This window comes from Sphingobacterium chuzhouense, assembly GCF_014692525.1.
GTDB classification, from domain to species: Bacteria; Bacteroidota; Bacteroidia; order Sphingobacteriales; family Sphingobacteriaceae; genus Sphingobacterium; species Sphingobacterium chuzhouense.
This window is the reverse complement of sequence record NZ_JACNYL010000002.1, coordinates 250,192-275,863: the sequence shown is the minus strand read 5'-3', so window position 1 is coordinate 275,863 and position 25,672 is coordinate 250,192. Positions and strand designations below refer to the sequence as shown.

Annotated in this window: 20 protein-coding genes and 1 tRNA gene; 9 read left to right on the top strand and 12 right to left on the bottom strand. The window is 40.4% G+C overall.

Translation table 11 applies throughout. The features are described from left to right. Positions 1–34: 34 nt before the first annotated feature. Positions 35–913 carry a cell division protein FtsX gene (locus H8B21_RS07520; protein ID WP_190313187.1) on the bottom strand — a complete coding sequence of 293 codons (879 nt, stop codon included), beginning with the start codon at positions 911–913 and terminating at the stop codon, positions 35–37. A gap of 202 nt (positions 914–1,115) precedes the next feature. Here H8B21_RS07520 and leuS point away from each other — a divergent pair, with 202 nt between their 5' ends. From leuS to H8B21_RS07505, 3 genes are all read left to right on the top strand, one after another. Further along, entirely contained in the window at positions 1,116–3,899 is a 2,784-nt protein-coding gene (leuS, locus tag H8B21_RS07515; protein WP_190313186.1) for a leucine--tRNA ligase, read from the top strand. Between the two features lie 167 nt (positions 3,900–4,066). Beyond that, positions 4,067–4,657 (top strand): hypothetical protein, encoded by a 591-nt coding sequence (locus H8B21_RS07510; RefSeq protein WP_190313185.1) that lies wholly within the window; start codon positions 4,067–4,069, stop codon positions 4,655–4,657. Then, positions 4,654–5,382, top strand: a complete 729-nt coding sequence (locus H8B21_RS07505; RefSeq protein WP_190313184.1) for a DUF3307 domain-containing protein — start codon at positions 4,654–4,656, stop codon at positions 5,380–5,382. Before H8B21_RS07510 ends, H8B21_RS07505 begins: the two co-directional genes overlap by 4 nt. On the opposite strand, the gene H8B21_RS07500 is transcribed toward H8B21_RS07505, so the two are convergent. Together H8B21_RS07500 and H8B21_RS07495 are read right to left on the bottom strand one after the other, a co-directional pair. After that, positions 5,374–6,048 (bottom strand): copper homeostasis protein CutC, encoded by a 675-nt coding sequence (locus H8B21_RS07500; protein ID WP_190313183.1) that lies wholly within the window; start codon positions 6,046–6,048, stop codon positions 5,374–5,376. The genes H8B21_RS07505 and H8B21_RS07500 overlap by 9 nt on opposite strands. 2 nt (positions 6,049–6,050) lie before the next feature. Beyond that, a complete protein-coding gene (locus tag H8B21_RS07495) occupies positions 6,051–7,061 on the bottom strand; it encodes an isoaspartyl peptidase/L-asparaginase family protein (protein ID WP_223814904.1) in 1,011 nt (336 codons plus the stop codon). A 132-nt stretch (positions 7,062–7,193) separates the two neighbouring features. On the opposite strand from H8B21_RS07495, the gene H8B21_RS07490 reads away from it, so the two are divergent. Beyond that, positions 7,194–8,399 carry a pyridoxal phosphate-dependent aminotransferase gene (locus H8B21_RS07490; protein ID WP_223814903.1) on the top strand — a complete coding sequence of 402 codons (1,206 nt, stop codon included), beginning with the start codon at positions 7,194–7,196 and terminating at the stop codon, positions 8,397–8,399. A 49-nt stretch (positions 8,400–8,448) separates the two neighbouring features. Here the strand turns inward: H8B21_RS07490 and H8B21_RS07485 are convergent, their stop codons facing one another. From H8B21_RS07485 to H8B21_RS07470, 4 genes are read right to left on the bottom strand one after another with little or no spacing between them, the layout of a single operon-like run. Then, on the bottom strand, positions 8,449–9,948 hold the full coding sequence (locus tag H8B21_RS07485; protein ID WP_190313182.1) for a SusD/RagB family nutrient-binding outer membrane lipoprotein: 1,500 nt from the start codon (positions 9,946–9,948) through the stop codon (positions 8,449–8,451). Between the two features lie 11 nt (positions 9,949–9,959). Further along, positions 9,960–13,313, bottom strand: a complete 3,354-nt coding sequence (locus H8B21_RS07480) for a SusC/RagA family TonB-linked outer membrane protein (RefSeq protein ID WP_190313181.1) — start codon at positions 13,311–13,313, stop codon at positions 9,960–9,962. 35 nt (positions 13,314–13,348) lie between these two features. After that, positions 13,349–14,380, bottom strand: coding sequence for a FecR family protein (locus tag H8B21_RS07475; protein ID WP_190313180.1), 1,032 nt, complete (start codon positions 14,378–14,380; stop codon positions 13,349–13,351). A gap of 33 nt (positions 14,381–14,413) precedes the next feature. Beyond that, positions 14,414–14,950: a sigma-70 family RNA polymerase sigma factor gene (locus H8B21_RS07470; RefSeq protein ID WP_190313179.1), complete on the bottom strand. Its 537-nt coding sequence runs from the start codon at positions 14,948–14,950 to the stop codon at positions 14,414–14,416. Positions 14,951–15,020: 70 nt separating this feature from the next. Between H8B21_RS07470 and H8B21_RS07465 the strand changes: the two genes are divergently transcribed. Beyond that, complete coding sequence (locus tag H8B21_RS07465) at positions 15,021–15,989, top strand: bile acid:sodium symporter family protein (protein ID WP_190313178.1); 969 nt, start codon at positions 15,021–15,023, stop codon at positions 15,987–15,989. On the opposite strand, the gene H8B21_RS07460 is transcribed toward H8B21_RS07465, so the two are convergent. After that, positions 15,982–16,446 (bottom strand): DUF4268 domain-containing protein, encoded by a 465-nt coding sequence (locus H8B21_RS07460; RefSeq protein WP_190313177.1) that lies wholly within the window; start codon positions 16,444–16,446, stop codon positions 15,982–15,984. The two genes, H8B21_RS07465 and H8B21_RS07460, sit on opposite strands and share 8 nt — an antisense overlap. A gap of 122 nt (positions 16,447–16,568) precedes the next feature. Between H8B21_RS07460 and H8B21_RS07455 the strand changes: the two genes are divergently transcribed. Then, positions 16,569–17,102, top strand: coding sequence for a lipocalin family protein (locus tag H8B21_RS07455; protein ID WP_190313176.1), 534 nt, complete (start codon positions 16,569–16,571; stop codon positions 17,100–17,102). Between the two features lie 44 nt (positions 17,103–17,146). On the opposite strand, the gene H8B21_RS07450 is transcribed toward H8B21_RS07455, so the two are convergent. Then, positions 17,147–17,220, bottom strand: a tRNA-Ala gene (locus tag H8B21_RS07450). A gap of 11 nt (positions 17,221–17,231) precedes the next feature. Further along, positions 17,232–17,537 (bottom strand): hypothetical protein, encoded by a 306-nt coding sequence (locus tag H8B21_RS07445; protein ID WP_190313175.1) that lies wholly within the window; start codon positions 17,535–17,537, stop codon positions 17,232–17,234. Between the two features lie 120 nt (positions 17,538–17,657). Here H8B21_RS07445 and H8B21_RS07440 point away from each other — a divergent pair, with 120 nt between their 5' ends. Then, positions 17,658–19,067, top strand: a complete 1,410-nt coding sequence (locus H8B21_RS07440; RefSeq protein WP_190313174.1) for an alkaline phosphatase — start codon at positions 17,658–17,660, stop codon at positions 19,065–19,067. 59 nt (positions 19,068–19,126) lie between these two features. Here H8B21_RS07440 and H8B21_RS07435 read toward each other — a convergent pair whose 3' ends face one another. Then, on the bottom strand, positions 19,127–19,528 hold the full coding sequence (locus tag H8B21_RS07435; RefSeq protein WP_190313173.1) for a single-stranded DNA-binding protein: 402 nt from the start codon (positions 19,526–19,528) through the stop codon (positions 19,127–19,129). 189 nt (positions 19,529–19,717) lie between these two features. Between H8B21_RS07435 and H8B21_RS07430 the strand changes: the two genes are divergently transcribed. Then, a complete protein-coding gene (locus H8B21_RS07430) occupies positions 19,718–20,086 on the top strand; it encodes a hypothetical protein (protein ID WP_190313172.1) in 369 nt (122 codons plus the stop codon). A gap of 419 nt (positions 20,087–20,505) precedes the next feature. Here H8B21_RS07430 and H8B21_RS07425 read toward each other — a convergent pair whose 3' ends face one another. Beyond that, complete coding sequence (locus H8B21_RS07425; RefSeq protein WP_190313171.1) at positions 20,506–21,066, bottom strand: DUF4230 domain-containing protein; 561 nt, start codon at positions 21,064–21,066, stop codon at positions 20,506–20,508. A 155-nt stretch (positions 21,067–21,221) separates the two neighbouring features. On the opposite strand from H8B21_RS07425, the gene dnaE reads away from it, so the two are divergent. Continuing rightward, on the top strand, positions 21,222–25,646 hold the full coding sequence (dnaE, locus tag H8B21_RS07420; protein ID WP_190313170.1) for a DNA polymerase III subunit alpha: 4,425 nt from the start codon (positions 21,222–21,224) through the stop codon (positions 25,644–25,646). Positions 25,647–25,672: the final 26 nt, after the last annotated feature.

The following is a 25,672-nucleotide window of genomic DNA, read 5'->3' as shown; positions in this document are numbered from 1 at the left end:
TACATTTACGGTTTAATTCTATTATAACTCATCATTACCTATACAAGCTATGCGATTTAGCTCTTAGATATTTTGTTACCGCGAAGTATGTACTGAAACCGGAAATAACAATACCTAAAGCAACGACAATAAGGAAAATAGCACCAAACTCATACCAATTACGTAAAAATACTAAATCTGGAATCTGTTTTTGGGCGAATTGCAAGGTAAATATCAATAGCAAAATAGCGATCATAGCGCCTAGCAAACCATGGAATATACCATATAGGAGATAAGGTTTACGAATGAAGTTCTTCGTTGCGCCGATCAATTGCATGCTCTTGATGAGGAACCTTTGTGAATAAATGGCTAAGCGAATCGTATTATTGATTAGTGCTACGGCAATGATTAACAACACAATGGTGAACCCTAAGACCACGATACCGATAATACGGATATTCTTATTGACCATATCAATGAGTGATTCTTGATATACAACTTCCTTCACACGGCTATTTTTAGCTGATTTTTGAATAAAAGTCTGTATGCTGTCGGTATTGGCATATTGTTCTTTTAGGTATACGTCGATGGAAGGTAATAGGGGATTGTGCCCTAGATATTCCACGAAATCCTCGCCGAGGTCTTCTTTCAGGTTTTTTGCCGCAAGCTCCTTGCTGATATATTCTGTGCGCAATACATAAGGATCTTTTTCAAGGTCTTTCTGCATCGCCAATACATCCCCCTCATTTACATTGTCGTTTACAATGATATTGAGAACGATATTTTCTTTGACGTATTTTGATAGATTCTTTGCGTGCACCAGAATCAAGCCTAGTAAACCTGTCATCAATAGTACCAACGCGATACTAATGACTGTTGACACATAAACAGATTTGGTTTTCTTTCTTGGTGAACCTTCTTCGTGAGTAGACATACGCTCTTTTTAATCTAATATTATGATGCGAAAGTAAATAATAATGTGCATTTAAGAAACAATTCATCCGAATAATTTGCCTAAACACCTAGACATTTAACATTCAATATACACATTTTATTGTCTATTCTGAAACTTTTATGTCTAAATTGATGTAAAATAGCTATTTTCGCATCTCTTTCAGATTAGCAGCAACATTATTATGGAATACAATCATCAATCGTTAGAAAAGAAGTGGCAACAATTTTGGGCTGAACATAATACGTTTAAGCCCGCAGGGACAACAGATAAGCCAAAATATTACGTATTGGACATGTTCCCTTATCCGTCCGGCGCCGGACTGCACGTTGGGCATCCGCTCGGTTATATTGCTTCTGATATCTTTTCCCGATTTAAAAGATTGAAAGGTTTTAATGTATTGCATCCCATGGGTTATGACTCATTTGGGCTGCCTGCTGAACAATATGCTATTCAAACGGGACAACATCCGTCCGTTACAACAGAAGCAAATATCGCGCGATATAGAGAGCAATTGGATAACATCGGTTTTTCTTACGATTGGTCGAGGGAGGTGCGCACATCCGAACCCGACTATTATAAATGGACACAGTGGATTTTCATGCAGTTGTTCAATGCGTGGTATAATAATGAGACAGATAAAGCGGAGTCAATCGATAGTTTAATAGAGCGATTTAAAAACTCTGGCTCTGAAGGTATTCATGCGGTTTGTGATGAGGATGTATTGACTTTTACAGCAGCCGAATGGAATGGTTTTTCGGAGCAGGAACAACAACGCGAATTGCTGAAATATAGATTGGCCTATTTGCGGGAAAGTACGGTGAATTGGTGTGCTGCTTTAGGCACTGTATTAGCTAATGATGAAGTTATCAATGGTGTATCAGAGCGTGGGGGTTATCCTGTGGAACAGAAGAAAATGATGCAGTGGTCGATGCGTATAACGGCATATGCGGACCGTTTGCTACGCGGATTAGATACAGTTGATTGGCCGGAACCGTTGGTAGAAATGCAACGTAACTGGATAGGGAAATCGGTAGGTGCATCGGTAAAATTCCCGCTGCCCCAGCTGCATACAGATATTGAAGTGTTCACGACGCGTGTGGATACTATTTTTGGTGTTTCTTTTATCGTTTTAGCACCAGAACATGAATTAGTTGACCCTTTAACTACAGATGTTCAACGGTCTGAAATAGAATCTTATAAAGAGAAAACTGCGAAGAAATCTGAACTAGATCGTATGGCAGATACCAAAACGGTATCGGGTGCTTTTACAGGTTCATACGCGAAGCACCCCTTGACTGGAGAAGATGTGCCGATTTGGATTGCAGACTATGTTTTGGCGGGATATGGAACGGGAGCTGTGATGGCTGTACCATCTGGCGACCAACGCGATTATGTTTTTGCAAAACATTTTAATTTGCCGATCATTCCGATTTCCGATGCGCAAAATATTGAAGAAGAAGCTGATCCTACTAAAGATGGTCGCTATATCAATTCGGATTTTATTAATGGTATGCCTTACAACAAAGCTGTACCAGCTTTGATAGACCGTTTAGAAGAACTCCGTTTAGGTAAAGCTAAAATAAACTACCGGATGCGCGATGCTATTTTTGGTCGTCAACGCTATTGGGGCGAACCCGTACCGGTATACTTTAAAGATGGATTGCCTTATTTAATTAAAGAGGAGGAGTTGCCTTTATTATTGCCGGAGGTAGATAAATATCTGCCTACAGAAACAGGCGAACCGCCGTTGGGCAGGGCTGAAGGATGGAAGTATCAAGGCAAATATGAGTATGAGTTGAGTACGATGCCGGGCTGGGCGGGCTCTTCTTGGTATTGGTTTCGTTATATGGATCCCACAAATAAAGAAGCCTTTGCATCTAAAGAAGCTGTAGGTTATTGGAAAGCTGTAGATTTATATATCGGTGGTTCAGAGCATGCTACGGGGCATTTGCTCTACTCCAGGTTTTGGAATAAAGTATTGAAAGATCTTGGGTATCACAACGAAGAGGAGCCTTTCAAAAAGTTGATCAACCAAGGCATGATTCAAGGGCGTTCCAACTTTGTATATCGCGTGCTCGATGAGGAGGGTAAAGGGACAAATGTTTATGTTTCGCATGGTCTAAAAGAAAAATACAACACTATTCCGTTGCATGTCGATGTGAACATTGTTTATAATGATATACTCGATACGGAGAAATTCAAAGCATTTCGCCCAGATTTTGCAGATGCGGAATTTGTCTTGGAAAATGGCAAGTACATTTGCGGCACCGAAGTGGAGAAGATGTCAAAGTCTAAATTTAACGTAGTTAATCCGGACGATATTATAGAGACATATGGTGCCGACACACTCCGCCTTTACGAAATGTTCCTGGGGCCATTGGAGCAATCAAAACCTTGGAACACAAACGGTATTGAAGGAGTATATAAATTTTTACGTAAGGTATGGCGTTTATTCCATGATGCACAGGGAAATTTTGGCGTGTCTGACGAAGAACCTACCAAATCGGAATATAAAGCATTGCATAAAATCATCAAAAAAGTAGAAGAGGATATTGAACGCTTTTCGTTTAACACTTCTGTATCGGCATTTATGATTTGTGTGAACGAACTGACTGATTTGAAATGTAACAAACGTAAAATATTACAAGATCTCATCATTGTCCTTCAACCTTATGCTCCTCATATTGCCGAAGAATTATGGGCATTATTAGGGAACGAGGCTGGTACGATCTCCTATGCACCATACCCTGTCTTTAATCCACAATATTTGGTTGAATCGGAATTTGCTTATCCGGTTTCTGTTAATGGAAAAATGAAGATGAACTTATCATTGGCCTTAGATTTGGATCCGAAAGCTGTAGAGGAAGCTGTTCTAGCAAATGCAGATGTGCAGCGGTATCTGGATGGAAAAGACGTGAAGAAGGTTATTTTTGTGAAAGGCAAAATTATCAATATTGTCGTGTAATCTCCGGACTCTCCTTCTAAGTATATTATCATTATTTTTAATGATATTTAAATTTATCACTGTTTTTAGTAATATTCTTAATTATCATTTATTTTAGTGATAATTTTACTTATCACTAATTTTGCTGATATGCTGTTCTATACTTATATTTGGGTAAAAGATATTGTATGATAGCTGTCATATCAGGTGATGTAATCAAATCGCGCTCCTCAGATCCTAAAGTATGGATGCCGGCATTGGAAGAAGCCTTAGGGCTGTATTCGGATAAATTTGATATTTTTAGGGGAGATAGTTTTCAAGCGCAGCTCACGCTGCAAAATGTGTTGACAGCTACTGTCTATATTAAAGCGGCTATGTTGGCGTTTGATTTGGATGTACGTATCGGCATCGGCATTGGAACGAAAGAATATGACGCTCCGCATATCAAAAATTCCTTTGGTTCTGCGCTTATTTATTCTGGAGAAGCTTTTGAAGAATTAAAAAAGGACACTATCTTTTTTAAATCGGGTTATCCCAAACTCGACGCTGTATGCAATGTCATATTACCATTGGTGGCAGAACTGGCTACGCGCTGGACACCCAATATGGCAGAGACGGTAAAAGCAGCTTTTCAAAACGAGAATGCCAACCAAGCGGAATTGGCCAAAATATTGGACAAGAAATATCAAAGTCAAGTGAGTACTGAACTGCAAAAAGCGAGCTATGCTAAGATACAACGGGCGTTAGATTACTGTACAAAAGAAATGTTAGCGTTATGAGTATTTTATTCTTAAAGCTACTACTGGCTCATTTTATAGGTGATTTTGTACTACAGCCCAAAAAATGGGTACAGAAACGAAGAGAACATATTGGCTATTTACTATTGCATATTGCCATACACACCGCGTTATTAGTTGTGTTCTTTCTTCCCGAACTATCCGATCAATGGCGGGTTATCGTATTTATAAGCTGCGCACATCTGTTAATAGACAGTAGTAAGATTTATTTTGAGAAAAAATTTCCACGTCGTGCATTTTTACTGTTTATAGCAGATCAGACGCTACATATCTTGTCCATAATTGTCGTTGTATTTTATAAATATGGTTTACCAATTGATTGGGATACACTGCTTTCTGCAAAAAATCTATTATATGTTTTAGCTTTTGTACTGATAGCTTTCGTTAGTCCGATTATGTTACGGGTTTTCTTCAGCAAATGGACGTCCGAAGCTGATGTCGTCACAAAGCCCCAAAACTCTCTGGTAGATGCCGGTATGCTCATCGGTATCATGGAACGGTTGCTGATCGTCCTCTTTATACAAGTCGGTTTTTTGTCGGGTATAGGGTTTCTGTTGGGGGCAAAATCCATCTTTCGTTTTGGTGATTTAACAAATGCAAAAGACACAAAGTTTACAGAGTATATTCTCGTAGGGACTTTAGCCAGTTTTGTGATCGGTATAGCGATCGGTTACGGTTTGCGGCTGGGTTTGAAGTATCTAATATAATTTAACCGCTTGTACTAACGCATCTACTTCTATCGCGACCGCTGTTTCCGAACCGTCGGTGATGGCAGAGGAATGAAAATAATCTGCACCCGTCTCTTGCCAAATCCGTCTAATATTGGTGGAACGTAAACCGCCACCGGGCATAACTGCAATGCGATCGCGAGCTTGCTCTACCAGACGCTTCAACTCTTCTTGCCCTAAATCTACATTCGGTGCACATCCCGAGGTGAGCACGGTAGTAAAATCACAGGCAATAATATCTTCTAATGCTTGGGCACTATCGGAAACTTCATCAAATGCTCTATGGAAAGTACAAGATTTGCCTCCGGCTAGCTCGACCAATGCTTTATTTTTTTGCTTATCTATGTTTCCTGCCTCATCCAAGATACCGAATACAAAGCCATCCGCGCCCAATGCGCTATACGTTAGGATCTCGTTTTTCATCTGTGCAAATTCCTCCACTGAATACACAAAATTCCCACCTCGGGGTCGTATCATCACATGAAGCGCGATATGTAATTCACGACGTACGATTTCTGTTTTCTGCAAATCTGGAGTTGTTCCGCCGACTTGCATATCGGCACAAAACTCTACGCGGTCGGCGCCGTGTTGCTGTGCTATACGCGCTGCTTCTATATTAAAACAGGCTATTTCTATTTTTGACATCTTTATTTGAGATAGTGGGGAGAAGATATAAGTTCGTTTCCGGCATGATCATATTTGGCGTAATTAAAACCGCCATGTATGCAATACGCGCCATATTCCCCTTGTTTGTTTAGCGCAATAAATCCAACTTGTATGTTATCCAACGTTTTTTTGCGGTTCTCCGTAAATTTAATAATCCGATTGACAGCTTTTTCACAAGCTTTTTGAGGAGTGTGTCCTTGACGCATCAATTCGACAACCAAATGCGAACCGACTGTTCGAATAACCTCTTCACCATGTCCGGTAGCCGTAGCAGCACCCACTTCGTTGTCGACGTATAGCCCGGCTCCGATGATAGGGGAATCGCCGACCCGACCGTGCATTTTAAAAGCCATGCCGCTGGTTGTACAGGCTCCGGAAAGATTACCTTGCGCATCTAATGCAATCATGCCGATGGTGTCGTGGTTTTCAATATTGACGACAGGTTCATATTTCGCTGTTTTGAGCCATTCGCGCCATTCCTTTTCGGAAGCTTCTGTCAGTAGGTTCTCGAGTGGAAATCCCTGTTCTTGTGCGAACTGTAACGCGCCATTCCCAACAAGCATAACGTGCGGTGTTTTTTCCATTACCGCCCGGGCAACCGATATGGGATGTTTGATCTGCTCTAAAGCAGCCACCGACCCAATATTCGCGTTTTCGTCCATGATGCAGGCATCCAATGTCACTTTGCCATCTCTATCCGGACGCCCACCGTAGCCCACACTGCGCTCGGTAGGATCAGCTTCCGTATAGCGCACCCCCTGTTCCACAGCATCTAGTGCGCGTCCTCCTGTTGAAAGAACTTTCCATGCTTCGGCGTTCGCTTTCAATCCAAAATCCCAAGTAGAGAGAACGATAGGTCTGTTTACGTCGCTCTGTAGTGGTTTTATCCGTTGGGCATAAATAGGGTGTAATCCCAGCAGGAGCGAACCAGCGCCCATCTTTTTTAAAAACTTTCTCCGCGAATCCATATGGGCAAACCTAAATAAATTCATTTTTATATCCAATATAATAAATCTTGATATAATTTATGAAAACCTGTTGAAATCTCTACATTTTCGTCATCAGATGAGTTTTCTCAAAATTTCCATATGATAAATGGAGAGTATGTATATATTTGTAACATCATGAGTACGACATCATATTTATCAGATAGGATTAATAATTTATCCGAATCAGCGACCTTAAAAATGACAAAATTGGGACGCGAATTAGCTTCTAAAGGCATCAATGTTATTAGTTTAAGTGTGGGAGAACCAGACTTTAACACACCCAATAATGTAAAGGATGCAGCAAAGAAAGCGCTAGACGAGAACTATACACGTTATTCTCCGGTACCGGGTTATCCCGAACTCCGCCAAGCCATTGTAAATAAACTAAAGAATGAAAATGGTTTGGATTATGAACCCTCGCAAATCGTGGTTTCTACAGGTGCAAAACAATCACTTTCTAATGTTATTTTGACGCTGATCAATCCCGGAGACGAGGTTATTATTCCCACACCATATTGGGTTTCGTATTCAGAGATGGTTGTATTGGCAGAGGGAAAATCCGTATTTATCGATACCGATATCGATTCGGATTTCAAAATTACGCCGGAACAGTTGGAGGCAGCTATTACACCCAAAACTAAATTGTTTATGTTTTCTTCGCCTTGTAACCCAACAGGTTCTGTCTATAGTAAGGACGAGTTAGCGGCACTGGCTAAAGTTTTCGAGAAACATCCGGATATTTTCATCTTGTCCGATGAAATTTATGAACATATTAACTTCATCGACAAGCATGAATCCATCGCCCAATTTGAGTCCATCCGTGACCGTGTTATCATTGTAAATGGTTTTTCCAAAGCTTTTGCAATGACAGGTTGGCGTTTAGGGTATATAGCTGCCAATAAGGAAATTGCTGCTGCGAACGATAAATTGCAGGGACAAACAACTTCTGGCACTTGTTCGATTGCACAACGTGCAGGTATTACTGCTTATAACGACGGGTTGGAAAGCGTAAATGAAATGAAAGAAGCATTTTTACGCAGACGTCAATTGGTGTATGATTTGTTAAATGATATTCCTGGTGTTAAAACGAATCTTCCAGAAGGGGCATTTTATTTCTTCCCCGAAATCAGCTCATTTTTTGGTAAGAAAGACGCACAAGGGAATGTAATAAAAGACTCCTCGGATCTTGCACTATATTTACTCAATGAAGGACATGTAGCAACGGTTGGAGGTGATTCTTTTGGGAACAACAATTACATCCGTCTTTCGTATGCGGCTTCGGATGAGGCCTTGAAAGAAGCGCTGCGCCGTATAAAGGAGGCATTAGGTAAATTATCTTAAAAAGAATATAAAACAAGCGGGGTGCAATTCAAATTGCACCCCGCTCTTTTTAATTTTGATCCCACCACACTTTCGATAGAAAGGAATCACCGTTGCTCATCCGACCTACAGCTTCTTCATAGTTCGCTTTATTAAGTTCGGCCTCTTCGCTGGAATAAATACCTCGGCGTGGAATGCTGCCGTTTGTTGAACCTGGATTTGGTCCAGGCGTCAATGTCGGATAGCCCATCCTTCTCCATTCTGCAAATGCTTCCATATTTCGCCCAAACAATTGAATCCATTTTTGGATAGCTATTTTTTCTAATTTTTGTTCCGTGGATAAACCTGTAAAACTCAATACGTCTTGTTCGTATGAGGTAGGTATATTCGTTAGATTATACGGCTCCAATGCAAAGGAAGCTTTAACGCCATCCACAAAAAATGTATGTGCATCATCTGTGGATGCTCCCCAGTTCAATAGAGCAGCTTCTGCTTTATAATAGCAGATATCTGCATATGTCATCGCATAACTAGGAATTGGACTGTGTGAAAGGCTAAACCAGGTCGATCTGTTAGGCGTTGAAAAGTTAGCACGGATTAATTCCGATAGCTGATTGTCGGTAAGCGCGACACCAATACCTTGATATACCTGTGTGCCATCGATGGTAACTGGTTGCGCCAATATTGGCAAACGAGGATCATTATAATCTTTGAGTTGGTCTATCAATGTATTGGCTAAATACCTCAAATCTGAACTTCCTGTTACGTTTTGGCGTAAAATAGGATTTTGATTTTCTGCCTGCGCATCGTTATATGTCGGCACTGTCGCGTTGTCGCTATTACTACTAAGCAAACCGTAAGAAGAGGACATGGCAGCTGTTACTGTTTGTTGTGCCAAGTTGGGATTAGCATACCGGATTCGCATTCCTAAACGTAGCTTTAGGGAATTTCCAAATTTTTTCCATTTATCGATATTACCGCTATAGAAGAAATCCGACGTACCGTAGGAATCATCTCCTGATGTAAGCTTGGCCAGTGCTTGATCGAGTTTTTGGATTAAACTTGGATAAATCTCTTCCTGTTTATCAAACTTGGGTGTTCTGTTGATTTCCAGGTTAGATGTGGTAACCTCGGAATACGGAATATCGCCAAATAAATCGGTCAACCGTTGATACAAGTATACTTCATATATTTCGGCAATAGCCAATTTACTTCTGCCAGAAGGTGTATCTTCCTGTCCTGCTAATTCCTGTTTGATCTGCACTATATTGCGTAATAATGTATAATGTTGCGACCAAATGAGATTTTCCGGTCCTTCAAAATACCGCGATACAGGTACCACTGGACCACCAGCCCATTGTTGTATCCATGAACCGAATTTATTATTAGGTAGTTCGCCCGATTCTTGGAAAGTGCCGTCGCGCAGGATCCTTGATATTAAAAGAGCCGGATCCACCGAAGTCACCGATGTAGGAGGTTTGTTTATTTGTTCAAAGTCCTTGGTGCAAGAAACAAAGGCTGCTGTGCAGAAACTTATATATATAGCTTTTTTTATTAATGATGTTTTCATAATGATGGAGATTAAAGACCTAACGATATATTGAACCCAAAGTTTCTCATCATGGGCAAGGAGGTAGATTCTATGCCTATAGATGAGTTATGTACATTAAAGGCTGAAGCCTCTGGAGAAAAACCGTCTGTTTTACGTTGGAAATAGAATAGGTTCCTTCCGTATAGTCCGAGTTTTATTGACCGTATAGCTTTGGTCGGCATCAGTTTGGCTGGTAAGAAATAAGATAGGCTAATTTCACGCATCGCAATATAACTCATGTCATTAATCATCTCTTCGGATACCATGACTTCCTTATCGCTAGCAACCATATTCCAATAATCTTGTGCCGTGATTTGTTTTTCGTTTTTCTGACCAGTACTTATCCATTCTCCCGCTCCGTTTTGAGTGGCAACTAGGCCATCCGCTATATAGGTGCCGTCGCGTCCATGAAGTGTTTTTTTGCTTGTGCCATAAACAATCTGCTCCCGGTTTGACTGGGAGAACACGATACCACCTTGACGGATGTCTACCAATCCGTACAATGTAAAGCCTTTGTAGGTAAATGTATTGCCAAAGCCGCCTAACCAATCGGGTTGTGCATTGCCTAGATCGGTTTCTACACGTCCTGTCGTTCGTAGGGGCAATCCGGTGTCTGCATCGATTAGCCTGTTCCCTTGATCATCTTTTATCCACGCAAATTGGGTTCCGATTAGTTGCCCGAAAGGCTTACCTACTTCGGCAACCACGTTTATACCTCTATCGGTTGCTAACAGGAAGGTTTCTACACCGGGATAGAGTGATTCGACCTTATTTCTGTTTCGGTTGAAATTAAAGATAGTATTCCATTCGAATCCATTTTCTAACTTGACTGGAGTTGCACTAACCATAAATTCAATTCCTTTGTTACTGATTTCTCCGGCATTTATCCTGTTTCGGACATAAAGGCTTGACGGTGAAATGGGTACATCTAATATTTGATTTTTAGTTTTTGCTTGATAATAGGTAAAGGAGAATGAAACCCGATTATTGATAAATCGTAGATCGGCTCCCGCTTCGATAGATGTGGTCAGCTCATTCTTTAAGTCGGGATCGGGAATAATGTCTGTGTAGGAGGCCATAGGGACACCACCATGTGTATATTGGCTGAGGTTGTATGCGCCTGTTAACTGGTATGGATTACCTGAGCTACCTGCTTGTGCCCAAGAACCTCGTATTTTAGCGTAAGATAAGGCACTAGATTGCCAATTAAGTGCATCCGACAGAACCAAACTCGTGCTAACCGATGGATAAAAGAAAGAGCTATTATTTTTCGATAGGGTGGACGACCAGTCATTTCTCGCCGAGAAGTCCACAAACCAGTAGTCTTTGTAACCGAGTTGTCCCGAAAAGTAAGCTGAATTGATCCGTGACTCAATCAGATCAAATAGGTAGGAGTTAGTTGTTGTATTATTGATCACAAACAAATCCGGAACGATAAACTGATTTCCGGTATTTCCTGTTAATCGCATGAACCTACTTTGATGGGCAGCTCCAAGATTCGCATTCAGTTTAAAATCGGGTGAGAGATCGAAATTTGTGCTGGCTAAGATATCGTAGTTGTTTTCTCTTGATCGAATAACTTCCTCACGAATATCGCCCTTCCGGTTCAAACTTTGATAGGTGTTGATCGGTCTGTATCGAAATCGTTGATCGGTATAGAAATCCGTTCCACCTGTCGCCGTGACCTTCAGCCATGGGAAAAAGTCGTATGATAACCGCAATAGACCTATTACACGATCTCTGCGGTCTTCGTTATGATTCTCATGAATAGTCCAAAAAGGGTTGGCAGTCGAACTGTTGGTAGCATAAGTCTTCTCCAGTCCCTCGGTGACGCCGGAAAATCCCAATTGCTTGGCTACGTCATCCGCAGTCCATTTGTATTGTGACATAATTTGGTTACTTAAACTCCGGGGCTGACTGATAAACAAATATGCTGGGTTGTCTGCCGCATCAGAGAGTGTTGGTCTGTTCTTCGCATTTTGCAAGATATAATTGGCTTTTACGTCAATATGAAACTTTTCCGTGATCTTGCCTTGTGTCCGTAAACCAAAATTATTTCTATTTAAGGTGTTGGTCGGTATATAGCCATCGACCTTGGTGTTGGCATAAGAGAATCGGTAATTTACACGGTCGTTTCCACCATCTACACCGATGTTGTTTATGAATTGTTTCTCGGTTTGGAAGAAAGATTGATAGGTATCTGATGCAGGGTTTAATTGTAGAACATTACCATACATATCTTCGTAAGTCTGGCCTTCCATGCGAGGTCCCCAGCTGGCTCGGGTAGTACGATCGCGGCCAGCGCTCATTTTAGGAATACCGGTATATCCGTTTGCGATAGCTGTAGCCATCGGGACAATACTACCATCGTCTCGTCGGAAATGAGTAAAAGTGCCGTTAAGCCCTTGTCCATATTCATTTTGAAAATCGGGCAATATTAATCCAGTCCCTAGCGAATAATCGGTATTATAGTTTACATTGGTACGCCCAGCCTTTCCGGATTTTGTAGTGATTAAGATGACACCATTGCTACCGCGTTGTCCATATAGCGCAGCAGCATTTGGTCCTTTTAGTACGGACATACTTTCAATATCTTCCGGATTTATATTACCTATACCATCACCGTAATCTGTACCACCCGATTGCGTGGGAGAGGAGATGTTTTGATTGTCGATGGGCACACCGTCTATCACATACAACGGTTGACTATTTCCAATCAGTGAGTTATTGCCACGAATAACAACTTTCGATGATCCACCGGCACCCGACGCTGCCCGACTTACTTGCACACCCGCCACTTTCCCAGACAAAGCGTTGGCTACATTCACTTCTTTCCCCTGTGTGAGCTCATCTCCCTTAAGATCCGCGACGGTATAACCAAGTGCCTTTTTCTCCCGTTTGATACCGAGCGCCGTAACCACAACTTCATCTATGTTTTCGGCTTCTGTATCTAAGTCAACGGTAATTGCAACCTTATCATGAAGAGCAATATTATAGCCACTTAATATTTTAGGTTTATAACCCAACGAGGTAACGGATAAGCTGTAATTGTTTCCTTCGGGGATATTACTGAATGAAAACGTACCTTGTTCGGTTGTCGTTGTAATCTGTTTAAATGCTGTTGATGTGTTTTGTATGGTAACCGTTGCGCCGTGAATAGGATTGCCTTGTGCATCCCTCACCACACCGTTCACGGAGGCAGCAGTCTGCGCGACAGCTACATGGATACCTATTCCCATGATAGTAAGAGTGGACAACGGTACAGTCCACTTCATTTTGGGTTTCGTCAAGCCGAGCAGAAGCATAGTCAACAGCTTGGACGCGTTTGTTGGCGATTTACTCATAATTTGTTTTATTTAGTGAATTTTATTTCAAAAGATTAGTATACCTCTAATTCGATTTCATGTAGATATTTGATTTCATCTAAGATTTCTTTATATATGTTTTTACTTTGATTAAATGAACCTGTGTAGAATTTTTGTTTTATTTGATCTTTATGATAGCGTATGTTAATCACGTAGTTTTGTTCCAATATCAAGAAGACTTCTTCCAATGCTAGGTTTTTAAAAATGATTTTCTCCGATGTTTCTCTAAAATATCCTCCTCGTTCGGTTGGTGAGGAAGCAAGCTTGGTGGTATGTAGTACTCTGGATCTTTTATGATCAACTTTTATCTCCTCGTTTGGCATTAATATATGCACGATCGGAGACTGTTTCTTGAATACTGTTGGTTTTACTTCTACAGAACCTTCTAAAAGCTTTACCTGCGTAATGGATGACGCAAATTCATCTACAATAAAGACAGTGCCAAGTGCTGTAGTCGTCATGCCTGTCGAGTGTACGTGAAATGGTTTGTTCTTATCTTTCGCTACGGAAAATTTAGCTTTTCCTTTTAGGAAGAAATCTCTGGAAGTTTTCTCATCGAAATGCTCGGAAAATTTGATTTCCGATTGCGGATAAAGCGATATAGAAGAGCCGTCGGAAACCGTAATGTGCATAACATCTTTTCCTGAATTGATATAATAAAGGTTGGTTGGCGAGTCCGTAGCAGGTGTTTCATGCGATGATACTATCTCTTGTTCTACAGCCTGTTTTATGCTGGTCTTGGAAAAGTAAAATAGGGAACCTATCAATAAAATAGCAGAGGCTGCAACCGACCAAGATACAATCATCCGACGTTTTTGAATTTGATGCTTGCGAACGGGGTTTTCGATATGGTCTACAACTCTTTTTTTTATTTCTTCAGCATTTGGATATTCCGATAGATTATCTGCATCATTCCATTCTTGTTCCGAAAATAAAATATCTGCTTGATTTTTTATTTTATCGATATTTTCATGAATAAATGTTATCTCGTCATCAGAACAATTACCCTTAAGATATCTTTCCAGAATTTCTTTTGTGAGCTTCATACATAAGTAATACGATTGAAAATGAAGATACCCCTAAAAGAAAAAGTAAAATAAGATGAATGAAGTCCTAAAGATAATCTGACGAAGCGTTTTAAGCGCTAAATGGATATGGTTTTCTACTGTTTTTGGAGAAATGGATAGCTTGTTGGCGATTTCTCTATAGGAAAGATGTTCAAAACGGCTTAATTGAAAAATTTCTTTTCGCGTTGCTGGCATCGATTCAATAGCTCTTTGAATCCGATAATCAAGTTCTTTGGTTTGAAAAATATCGAACGGACTCTCACTCCATACTTCTTTCTTATCATCGATAAGTAATTTTCGTCTATTCGTTTCTTCTTTGACGACATCGAGAAGTATTGTTTTTGATATGGTAAAAATCTGTGCTTCTATGTTGACGGGAATATCTTTTTCGGAAAGGTTTTTCCATAATTTAATAAAAACACGTTGCACCGTTTCTTCTGCGATATATTTAGAATTTGTTTTGCCCAACGCGTAATGATACACCTTTTTATTCCAGTTATTAAAAATTGAATCGAAGTCAATACCTGAAATGTTGTTATAACGCATCATAATTTTGGTCTTTTCGACAGACCGAAGTTAAGAAAAAGTTGTTTCGATAAAAAACGTATCTTCGTCTTCTATGAAACTGAAATTTGACGGCTTTATTCTAGCCTTGCTCTGCTTCATTGTATTAGCTTATTTCTTTCCACAGCTTTATTTATGGCGTGATGGACAAATACTTGCCTGGATTACGAGCATCGGCGTATCACTCATTTTCTTTTTCTATGGGTTAAAATTGAGTTTTCAGCAGTTAAAAGCAGGACTGCGTAATTGGAAGCTTCATTTATTGATACAAGGAGCTACCTTTGTTCTATTTCCATTGCTCTTACTACCATTTTACCCACTTATCCAAACCGAATTACAACGAGATTTTTGGCTCTCGTTTTTCTTTTTGGCGGCATTGCCATCCACGGTATCTTCTTCTGTAGTTATGGTTTCTATTGCACGAGGAAATATTCCGGCAGCAATTTTCAATGCCAGTATATCAGGTTTAATAGGAGTAGTCATTACACCGTTATGGATGCAGTTTTTTCTTGATTTTGGCGAAATTGACGTGCTCGGTGATGTGTATTGGGGATTAATAAAAGAGATCATTATCCCGGTTATTGCGGGATTACTATTGCAAACTTATTTTGGCAAATGGGTAATACGATATAATCGACAGTTGGGATTATTTGATAAATCGATAATCCTGCTTATTGTTTATAGCAGCTTTGCCGAGTCATTTGTAAGTGGGGTGTTTGAAAGCACGGGGAGGTTATATCTGTTGTGGATTTTTGCCGGCGTCGTGCTGCTGTTTATACTCGTTTATGGATTGATATATGTGTTAAGTAAATTTGTCTTAAAATTTAATAGGGAAGACCTTATAACGGCGTTATTCTGCGGTTCTAAAAAATCACTGACCCACGGTTCGGTATTCGGCAAGTTTCTGTTTGCCCATTCTGCTAGCGCAGGTCTATATTTTCTTCCGTTGATGATTTTTCACGCTTTCCAGATACTGGTCGTTACGGTGATAGCACAACGATATCATAATAAAGGCACTATTTAAATAGCTCAAACCCATATTTTGCATTACTCCAAAAGCGATCTAACGCAATAATACGAGGCTTGAAGAAACTGATTAAAGCCGGCCAGTCTTCCGCTTTAAAAACCGAAGCCTTTTTGTTGAGCTCTATTCCGATACGAGCGGTGTTTTTACCGTATTCATCATCATGGTTTTCATTCCATATCCATTCTTCCTCGAGTTCAGCATGCAGTATGTTTTTGTATTCTTGGAATTGTGTAAACATCAGTTCTCTTATCCCTTTGTCCGGATGACTAATTTCAATATAGATGCTTGCCGTTTTATTATCCACCTCCATACGAAAGTAAAGATGCTTAATCCCTGTTTTATAGTTGACCCAATTGACTTTCAACCCTTCTTCATTTGGAATCGGGGACATAAACCGACCAAAGTTTGTCCAAAATTGTTCTTTTAATTTCTTTGCTTCTTCTTTTGAATACAATGTTCTTTGCTGAAAATGTTACCCCCAATATTCACTAAAAACCTTCCTGGATGTATCGAAAAGGTTTTTCAAAACTATTAATTAATAGCCAAACTTTTATAATGCTTTTGGGTTTAGTGTATATGGACAGAAAAAAATCATTATTGTTGCTAACGGCCGTTGCCGCTGGCACGACATTATATAATCTATTAAAGCCTGTTAAATCTAATGTAGCGGTGGTGCAGGGTTTTCAAAAAGATAAATATTTGGGAGAATGGTACGAGATCGCACGGATAGATTTTTATTGGGAAAAGAACCTTAAAAATGTAATTGCGTCCTACGCGTCGAACGACGATGGCAGTATCCGGGTCAACAATCAGGGATACGACATGGTAAAAGAAAAGTATAAGCAAAGCATTGGTAAGGCAAAGTTTGTGAGGAGTGAAGAAGAGGGGGCTCTAAAAGTTTCTTTTTTCGGTCCGTTCTATTCGGGATATAATGTTGTGATGGTGGATGATGACTATCGTTATGCTTTGGTGTTTGGTGAAAATCTCGACTATATGTGGATACTCTCGCGCGATAAAACAATACCGGAAGATATTAAGCAGAAGTATCTGGCGTATGCCAAACGTTCGGGATATGCTACAGATAAATTAGTATGGACAATACAGGAATAAAAAACAAAGAGGTAAGGATCATTTCATCCTTACCTCTGTTGTTGTGGAGAATATCGGAGTCGAACCGATGACCTTTTGGCTGCCAGCCAAACGCTCTAGCCAGCTGAGCTAATCCCCCTATTGGAAAAATCATTCAAATATAGGATTTAAAATGGAATAATCAATCGTGGAATCTGAAATTATCAAATCGGCTATTTGGTTAAGATCTTCTTGGGTAATACGATTTCCCATGCCAGCGTTAAAGGAGTTACTAAGTAACAAAGCTGTTTCTTTTCTTTCGGGTATAGAGATCAAATTGCTGCCGTTGTAAAAATTAATCAAGGAAGTCGCAAATGCAGCAAAGCTTTCTAGCGTGAAAGGTATATTGCGCTGCGATGTATGTTGCATATATTTTTCAAAATCCCGAACAATCATTTCTTTCTGTTGTACTGTCATGCTGCAAAAATAATGTTTTCCCCTAAACCTATGTAACTTGTTGGATAAGATTGGTGAATTTAACGTAGACTTTATAGTAATATTTTATATTTGTCAACATAAACATATCCCTCAAAAAAAATGAAGAAAAATTTTGTAATTCTTTACCTCCTTTTGTTTGTTGTGTTTGGCGCGTTCGCACAACAGAAACCCAAATACGTTTTTTTTATGATTGGCGATGGAATGGGGTTGAACCAGATTAATCTGACTGAGGTTTTTCTAGCAGCTCAGGAAGATCGCAACACGGTTTTTCCCTTAGTGTTCTCTACCTTTCCCTACGCCACATTTGCTACATCTTATTCTTTATCACATGGCGTAACCGATTCGGCAGCTGGAGGAACAGCTTTGGCTGTAGGCAAGAAAACCAAAAATGGTGTATTAGGAATGGACAGTGCGACTACAACAGCCTATAAGAGTATTGCTTTTGCTGCTAAAGAAGCAGGTCTTAAGGTGGGAGTTACGACGTCAGTAAGTATAGATCATGCTACCCCTGCTTCATTCTATGCGCATCAACCCAATCGTAGTCGGTATTATGAAATTGGACAGGATTTAATAAAATCAAATTTCGATTTTTTTGCCGGATCTGGCTTCTTAAGCCCGGATAAAGATTCGGAAAAAAAAGAAGCTCCTTCCTTGTTTCCGCAGTTTGAAAAAGCTGGATATACGTTAGCTTACGGCTTAGATGATTACAATTCAGCGAAACAATCTGCTGATAAAATGATTTTAATGAATGTAAAAGGTAGCGACAAATCATCGTTAAAATTTGCAATCGACCAAGAAGAAGGCGATTTAAACTTAGCGCAGATAACCGATGCAGCCATTGAATCATTGACGAAAAACAATAATAATGGGTTCTTTTTAATGGTAGAAGGCGGTAAAATTGACTGGTCGTCACATGCTAATGATGCGACAACGACCATTCGGGAGGTATTAGATTTCAATGAATCAGTGAAACGAGCCTACGCATTCTATGAAAAGCATCCGGAGGAGACTTTAATCGTTATCACCGCTGACCATGAAACTGGCGGAATTGCGGTGGGTAATGGGGGAAGCCGTCTGAACACAAAGCTATTGGCAAACCAACGAGTGTCGCAAGGCACTTTATCCAAGCTACTATCTGATTTAAGAGCTTCAAAAAAGGAAGTGGATTGGGATGAAGTAAAAGGTATGCTAACAGAAAATGTTGGGCTGTTCGCTGATGTAACAGTTAATGAAGATGAAGAAAAAGCACTTCATGATATTTATAAGAAGAGTTTTGTACAACATGAAATGGAAACTGCGAAAAGTTTATATGCTAACGATGATAAATTGGCAAGCGAAGCTATCAAAATATTGAATAAAAAAGGTTCCGTGAGCTGGGCGTCGGGAGGACATTCAGCGGCTTATATTCCTATTTTTGCTATTGGAGCGGGAGCGGAAGAATTTACGCATAAAATGGAAAATACCGATATCCCCAAAAAAGTGGCAGAGGCTGCAGGTTGGGACTTTTAAGTATAAGTATAATAGGAGAGGGCGTCTTTCAGATAAGAAAAATGCCCTCTTACTATTTATTAAGGGAGATGATCGGTATCATTTTCTTCAACATCAGACGAAATTTCTAATAGTGATGTATTGTTAGTATAGCCGTCTAATACAACAAATTGCTGCACCCGTATATCGGTAACTTCTCTTTTGATGTTATTGACATCGGTATAATCACGATAAATTAAAGAACCTTGTATCAACAGACGGGTTCCTTTTTTACATTTCTTTTCCAGTCTCTCCGCCAGTTTCCCCCAAAAGACCAAGCTATGCCAATATGTAATTTCAACCCACTCTCCTTGGCTGTTTTTGGAATATTCGTTGGTGGCAAAACGTACATTGGAAACTTTGGTTCCCGTTGTCGTTGTTTTCACTTCTGCATCGGCTCCTAAGCGGCCGATAAGTTGTACTACATTGATTAATGTGCTCATAATATTGAAATTTTAATTGTAAATCCACTTTAGATAACTTACATTTATAGTGTCAACGGCATTCGCTTTTGACATTTCAAAGTTGCGAAAGCTGGTTTCGACTAGCCGGTAGTTAACCAATTATAAGCGTTTATAAACGTTTATAAGCGTTTACAAACGTTTGTACAGTAAAAAAGAATTATGTGAAATATGGAGAAACGTATGTGTTTAGCTTGTGGCGAGCCAGTTGTTGGACGGTCGGATAAACGCTTTTGCCATGATGCCTGTCGGAATGCTTACAACAATAAACGAAATAGTCTTCCTAATAGTTTTGTGCGAAAAATCAATGACATATTGAAGCGTAACCGACAAGTTCTCGGTAAGGTATTAGGAAAAGAAAAAATGCAGAAAGTAACTCGTGAAAGACTGCTTTCTAAAGGATTTGATTTCGATTTCTTTACCAATCAATTTAGTAATGCCAAAGGGCAAATTTATTTTTTTGTTTATGAATATGGTTACCTGCCGTTGGACGAAGAAGTATTCCTGATAGTTCGGCAAAAGACATCGGAACAAGTTTAATTTAAAAAAAGCTCGAGTTCCATTTGTTTTCGTTTTCTCTTTGGAAAGATTGGTATCACAGAGCAAATTCGGGTAGGGTAAAATAGGTGCGGAATATTTTGCTTTATTAGATTTTCTTGTTATATTAGCAGTTCATAATTCAGTCCGCTAGAGCATGGCGGCAAGTTATAATTGGTTAGTGAGACCTCTATCCGCCCGGATGGAGGTCTTCTTTTTATTACTCTTTAACAGACCATATAAAAAGTTGCCTTTTGATGACTAGGAAAATGAAAAAATCCTGAAGCGGGGAGCCCCAGGATTTTACCAAACCAATTATTAACCTAAATTATGAAATTATACTTTTATAACGCTCCGCAATTTGAACTATTATCTGCAATCGGCGCTTTAACATTTTTTAACATTTAGAAACCGCCTATCAATTACTCAAAGGACAAGTTTATCTTCGAAAATCCTAGCCCTTCCAGCAACGGCCTAAACACATGGATGGCGTTTTCTTTTGTCTGACGCAAAATATCCGAATTTCGTACTTCTTTGTAGATTTCTTTCTCTGCACTTTTAAAAGCTTCATCTACCAAAGTCGCTTCACGGAAAAAAGCCATTTTTGTATCATATACTTTCGAAGCCTCGTGATCTATTTTGACATAGCAGATCTCGGGGCTTGGTAGTCGTATGGATACCGAATCATCTATTACCTCGATATCCTGTGGAGACAATTTTGTCAAGTCTACACAACCCACAGCATCAGCTTTGACGATGAGTAGGACGCTTGCGTCTGGTAAATAAGCGCTGACGTTTTTGTGCTCCAATACATCGCTGAACCGATACTTTACCAGCTCTAATTTGCCCATTGCTTCAATACGTTCGATCAGCAATTGGTGTTTGCTTTCTGAGGTCGGTCTATTGCTGTATCGCGCAAGTAAAAACCAGCCGATAACAACTAAAATAGCAATAAACAACACTATTTTTAAAAATTTCATCATGATCTATCCTGTCAAATTATATTCCAATACAAAATAAGGAAAATGTTTTTGCTATCCACTAAATTCTCTTTTTCATTGTGGATAATTTGACGAATAAACAACGCAATTCCGTCCCTTTTATTTTTTAATTTTGTTCAGAAGAGAAAGGGAATTTGATGTATATAATTTTTGATACCGAGACTACAGGTTTACCGAAGCGTTGGGATGCACCCATTACAGATACTGATAACTGGCCACGCTGTATACAAATAGCATGGCAGCTGCACGATGAAATGGGGAATCTGGTGGAGCATCAGGACTATTTGATTAAACCGGATGGTTTTAACATCCCTTACGATTCCGAAAAGATTCACGGTATATCTACAGAATTAGCCGAAAAGGAAGGTGTTCCGCTAGTCGATGTATTGGATAAATTTAACACAGCTTTAAGAAAGGCGAAGTTTGTTGTCGGGCAGAATATCGGATTTGACATCAATATTATGGGGAGCGAACTTTACCGTTATGAGGTCAATTCTCCCTTAGCGAATATGCCTGTATTGGATACTTGTACAGAAGTTACGGCAGAATTATTAAAACTTCCCGGCGGACGTGGCGGACGGTATAAACTACCCACTCTTACGGAGCTTCATAATTATTTATTCGGTGTGCCGTTTGCGGAAGCGCATAATGCTACTGCCGATGTGGAAGCGACAACACGTTGTTTTTTCGAACTCGTTAGACGAGAAGTTTTTACACCGGAGGAACTACAGGTAGATACGGGGTACTTTGTCGAATTTAGGCAACATAATCCCGACACCATTACCTCGGTAGGACTAAAACATATCAATTTAAAAGCGGCGTCAGATGCTATTCGTGCTGCCCAAAAGACGGATGAACCTACGACCGTTATAGACGAAGAACTGAAGAAAGCATTGGATAATGCGGAGTTTGCCCATCTGCATAACCATTCGCAGTTCTCCGTATTACAATCGACCATCTCAATTCCGGCATTAGTTGAAGCGGCAGCAAAGGCAAATATGCCAGCGGTGGCACTCACCGATCATGGGAATATGATGGGTGCGTTCCATTTTGTTAATAAAGCACTCGGATATAATAAGGAAATCGAAGCCAAAAATGCGGAAGCGCTAGAACGAGGAGAACCACCGGTAGGCCAAACGCTAAAGCCTATTGTAGGCTGTGAGTTTTATGTATGTGAAGACCGGAGGGATAAATCAAGAAAAGACAATGGTTATCAGATTGTCTTTTTGGCAAAGAATCTAAAGGGGTACCATAACTTGGCAAAGATGGCATCGATAGCCTATACAGAAGGATTCTATTATGTGCCTCGTATAGACCGATCGGTTATTGAACATTATAAAGAAGATGTCATGGTACTTTCGGGTAACTTATATGGAGAGATACCTAGCAAAGTACTGAATATAGGTGAAACGCAGGCGGAAGAGGCGTTGTTATGGTGGAAAGAACAGTTTGGTGAAGATTTCTATATTGAACTCATGCGACATGGGCAGGAAGATGAAGACCGGGTGAACCAAACACTTATTCAACTTGCCCGAAAACATGATGTTAAATTAATTGCAACAAATAATACCTATTATGTCAGCAAAGATAATGCGCATGCCCATGATATTTTACTTTGTGTAAAAGACGGGGAAAAACTGTCTACACCAAAGGGGAGAGGGCGTGGCTTTCGATTCGGATTGCCCAACCAAGAGTATTATTTTAAGTCGGCAGCAGAAATGAAGCGGGTATTTGCAGATGTACCCGATGCCATCATCAATATACAGGAAATCTTAGATAAGATTGATGTTTATTCATTAAATAGAGATGTCCTCTTGCCGAAATTTGTGATTCCGGAGAAGTTCCTGCACGCTGAGGACGAGTTGGATGGCGGTAAACGTGGTGAAAATGCATACCTGCGCTATTTGACGTATGAAGGGGCAAAAGAGCGTTATGGAGAAATAACCGATAGTATTCGGGAGCGTTTGGATTTCGAGTTGGAAACCATCGAAAGAACAGGGTATCCCGGCTATTTCCTTATTGTACACGACTTTATTGATGCGGCCCGGAAAATGGGTGTTTCGGTAGGGCCGGGACGCGGTTCGGCAGCTGGTTCTGCCGTAGCTTATTGTTTGAAGATTACCAATTTGGATCCGATTGAATACGATCTGCTTTTTGAGCGCTTCTTGAATCCCGACCGTGTTTCCATGCCCGATATTGATATCGACTTTGATGATGAGGGGCGAAGCCGCGTCATGCAATACGTTATTGATAAGTACGGCGCTTCGCAGGTAGCCCAAATCATCACGTACGGTACGATGGCGGCTAAGTCATCTATTAGGGATACGGCACGGGTGCTCGACTTACCTTTGCAAGATGCCAACGAAATCGCAAAACTGATCCCCAACCTCAAGTTGAATAAAATTTTCTCTATGGATGAGAAAGCGATGAAAGAGGTGTTGCGCTCAGAAGAGTTGGAAGCTGTCAACCGTTTAAAATCATTGGCTGATGGCGCGGGATTAGAAGCGGAAACCATCAAACAGGCGCGCATTTTGGAGGGTTCTATGCGGAATACGGGAATTCACGCTTGTGGAGTAATTATCACACCGGACGATATTACGAAGTTTGTGCCGGTGTCGTTAGCAAAAGACTCCGATCTATATGTTACACAATTTGATAACTCTGTAGTTGAGAGTGCCGGTCTACTGAAGATGGACTTCTTGGGACTAAAGACGCTTACCTTAATCAAGGACACCGTTGCGAACGTGAAATTACGGCATGGTATAGAACTCGATCCCGACAAATTTCCGATCGATGATTTGCTAACGTATGAACTCTTCCAACGTGGAGAAACAGTTGGTGTGTTCCAATACGAGTCTCCCGGGATGCAGAAGTACATGAAAGAGTTAAAACCCACGGTATTTGCTGACTTGATTGCTATGAATGCGTTGTACCGTCCGGGACCGATGGAATATATTCCGTCTTTCGTTAAGCGGAAACACGGAATAGAGCCCATTACCTACGATTTGGAGGCGTGTGAAGAGTACTTAAAAGAAACGTATGGTATCACGGTTTATCAAGAGCAGGTGATGCTTTTGTCGCAAAAGTTGGCGGGCTTCTCTAAGGGTGACGCCGACGTCTTGCGTAAAGCGATGGGTAAGAAGCAAAAAGCCGTGCTGGATAAGATGAAACCAAAGTTTATCGAGCAGGCGGCGGCGAATGGGCACAGTGCTAAAGTACTGGAAAAAATCTGGACAGACTGGGAAGCTTTTGCGTCTTATGCCTTCAATAAGTCACACTCTACGTGTTATGCTTGGGTAGCGTATCAAACGGCTTATCTCAAGGCTCATTATCCAGCGGAGTATATGGCAGCGGTGTTGTCCAACAACATGAATGATATTAAAACGGTGACGTTCTTTATGGAAGAATGCCGGCGAATGGGACTTCAGGTACTTGGCCCAGATGTGAACGAGTCGTATTACAAATTTACGGTGAACGATCAGGGAGCGATTCGTTTTGGAATGGGAGCGGTAAAAGGTGTAGGTGCCGGTGCTGTGGATACCATTGTCCAGACACGCGAAAAGGATGGCAAATACAAATCTGTATTCGACCTCGCCAAACGCGTAGATCTACGTGCGGCAAATAAAAAAGCGTTTGAAAGTTTAGCATATGCGGGTGGTTTTGATAGTTTTACCAATACCCACCGTGCGCAGTACTTCCATATGGATGGCGACAATTCTACTGGCTTGGAGAAAGCTATCAAATACGGTCACCGGGTTAAAGAAAATGAAAATTCGGCACAAGCGAGTCTCTTTGGAGGGTCAGCAGCAACGGAATTGCCCGAACCTGTATTGGCACCTTGTCCGGCTTGGGGTCTTATCGAGAAACTTAAATACGAAAAAGACGTCATCGGTATCTATTTAACAAGCCATCCGTTAGATAATTATAAATTTGAGATAAAGCACTTTTGCCAGAACAAGGTAATAGATCTCCAATTGATCAACAAGGTTAAGGCGAGTGAGGTAGAGGAAGAGGTACTGTTGGAGTTCAATCGGATAAAAAATAAAGAAGTGGTTGTTGGTGGCATTATCGCCGTAGCAAATCATAGGGTAGCAAAATCCGGGAAGCCATTTGGTTCGTTTATTATAGAGGACTACAGTGAATCCTTCGAGATTATGGTGTTTGGAGAAGATTATGTCAAGTTCCGAGGATATCTACAGGAAGGATTCTTTGTACAGATTAGAGGATTGGTACAGGAACGATTTAGGCAGGCAGGTAATTGGGGCTTCGAATTAAAAAACATACAATTACTTTCGGATTTGCGGGACAAAATGGCGAAGTCGTTCACGATACAATGCCCACTTCATCTGTTAAATGACCAGTTTGTACATCAAATCTATACATTAGTTGAATCAACAAAAATAGAAGGAATAGAATGCAATTGTCAGCTGAAATTTAAAATTTTAGATATACAGGATGAATTGGTAATTGAGATGCCTGCTAAGTCATTGAAGATAAATCTTACAAATGATTTTTTAGACGGACTAGAGAAATTTGAAGGGGTTAATTATAGATTAAATTGATAGGCTATAAAAATTTGTGAAGAGCG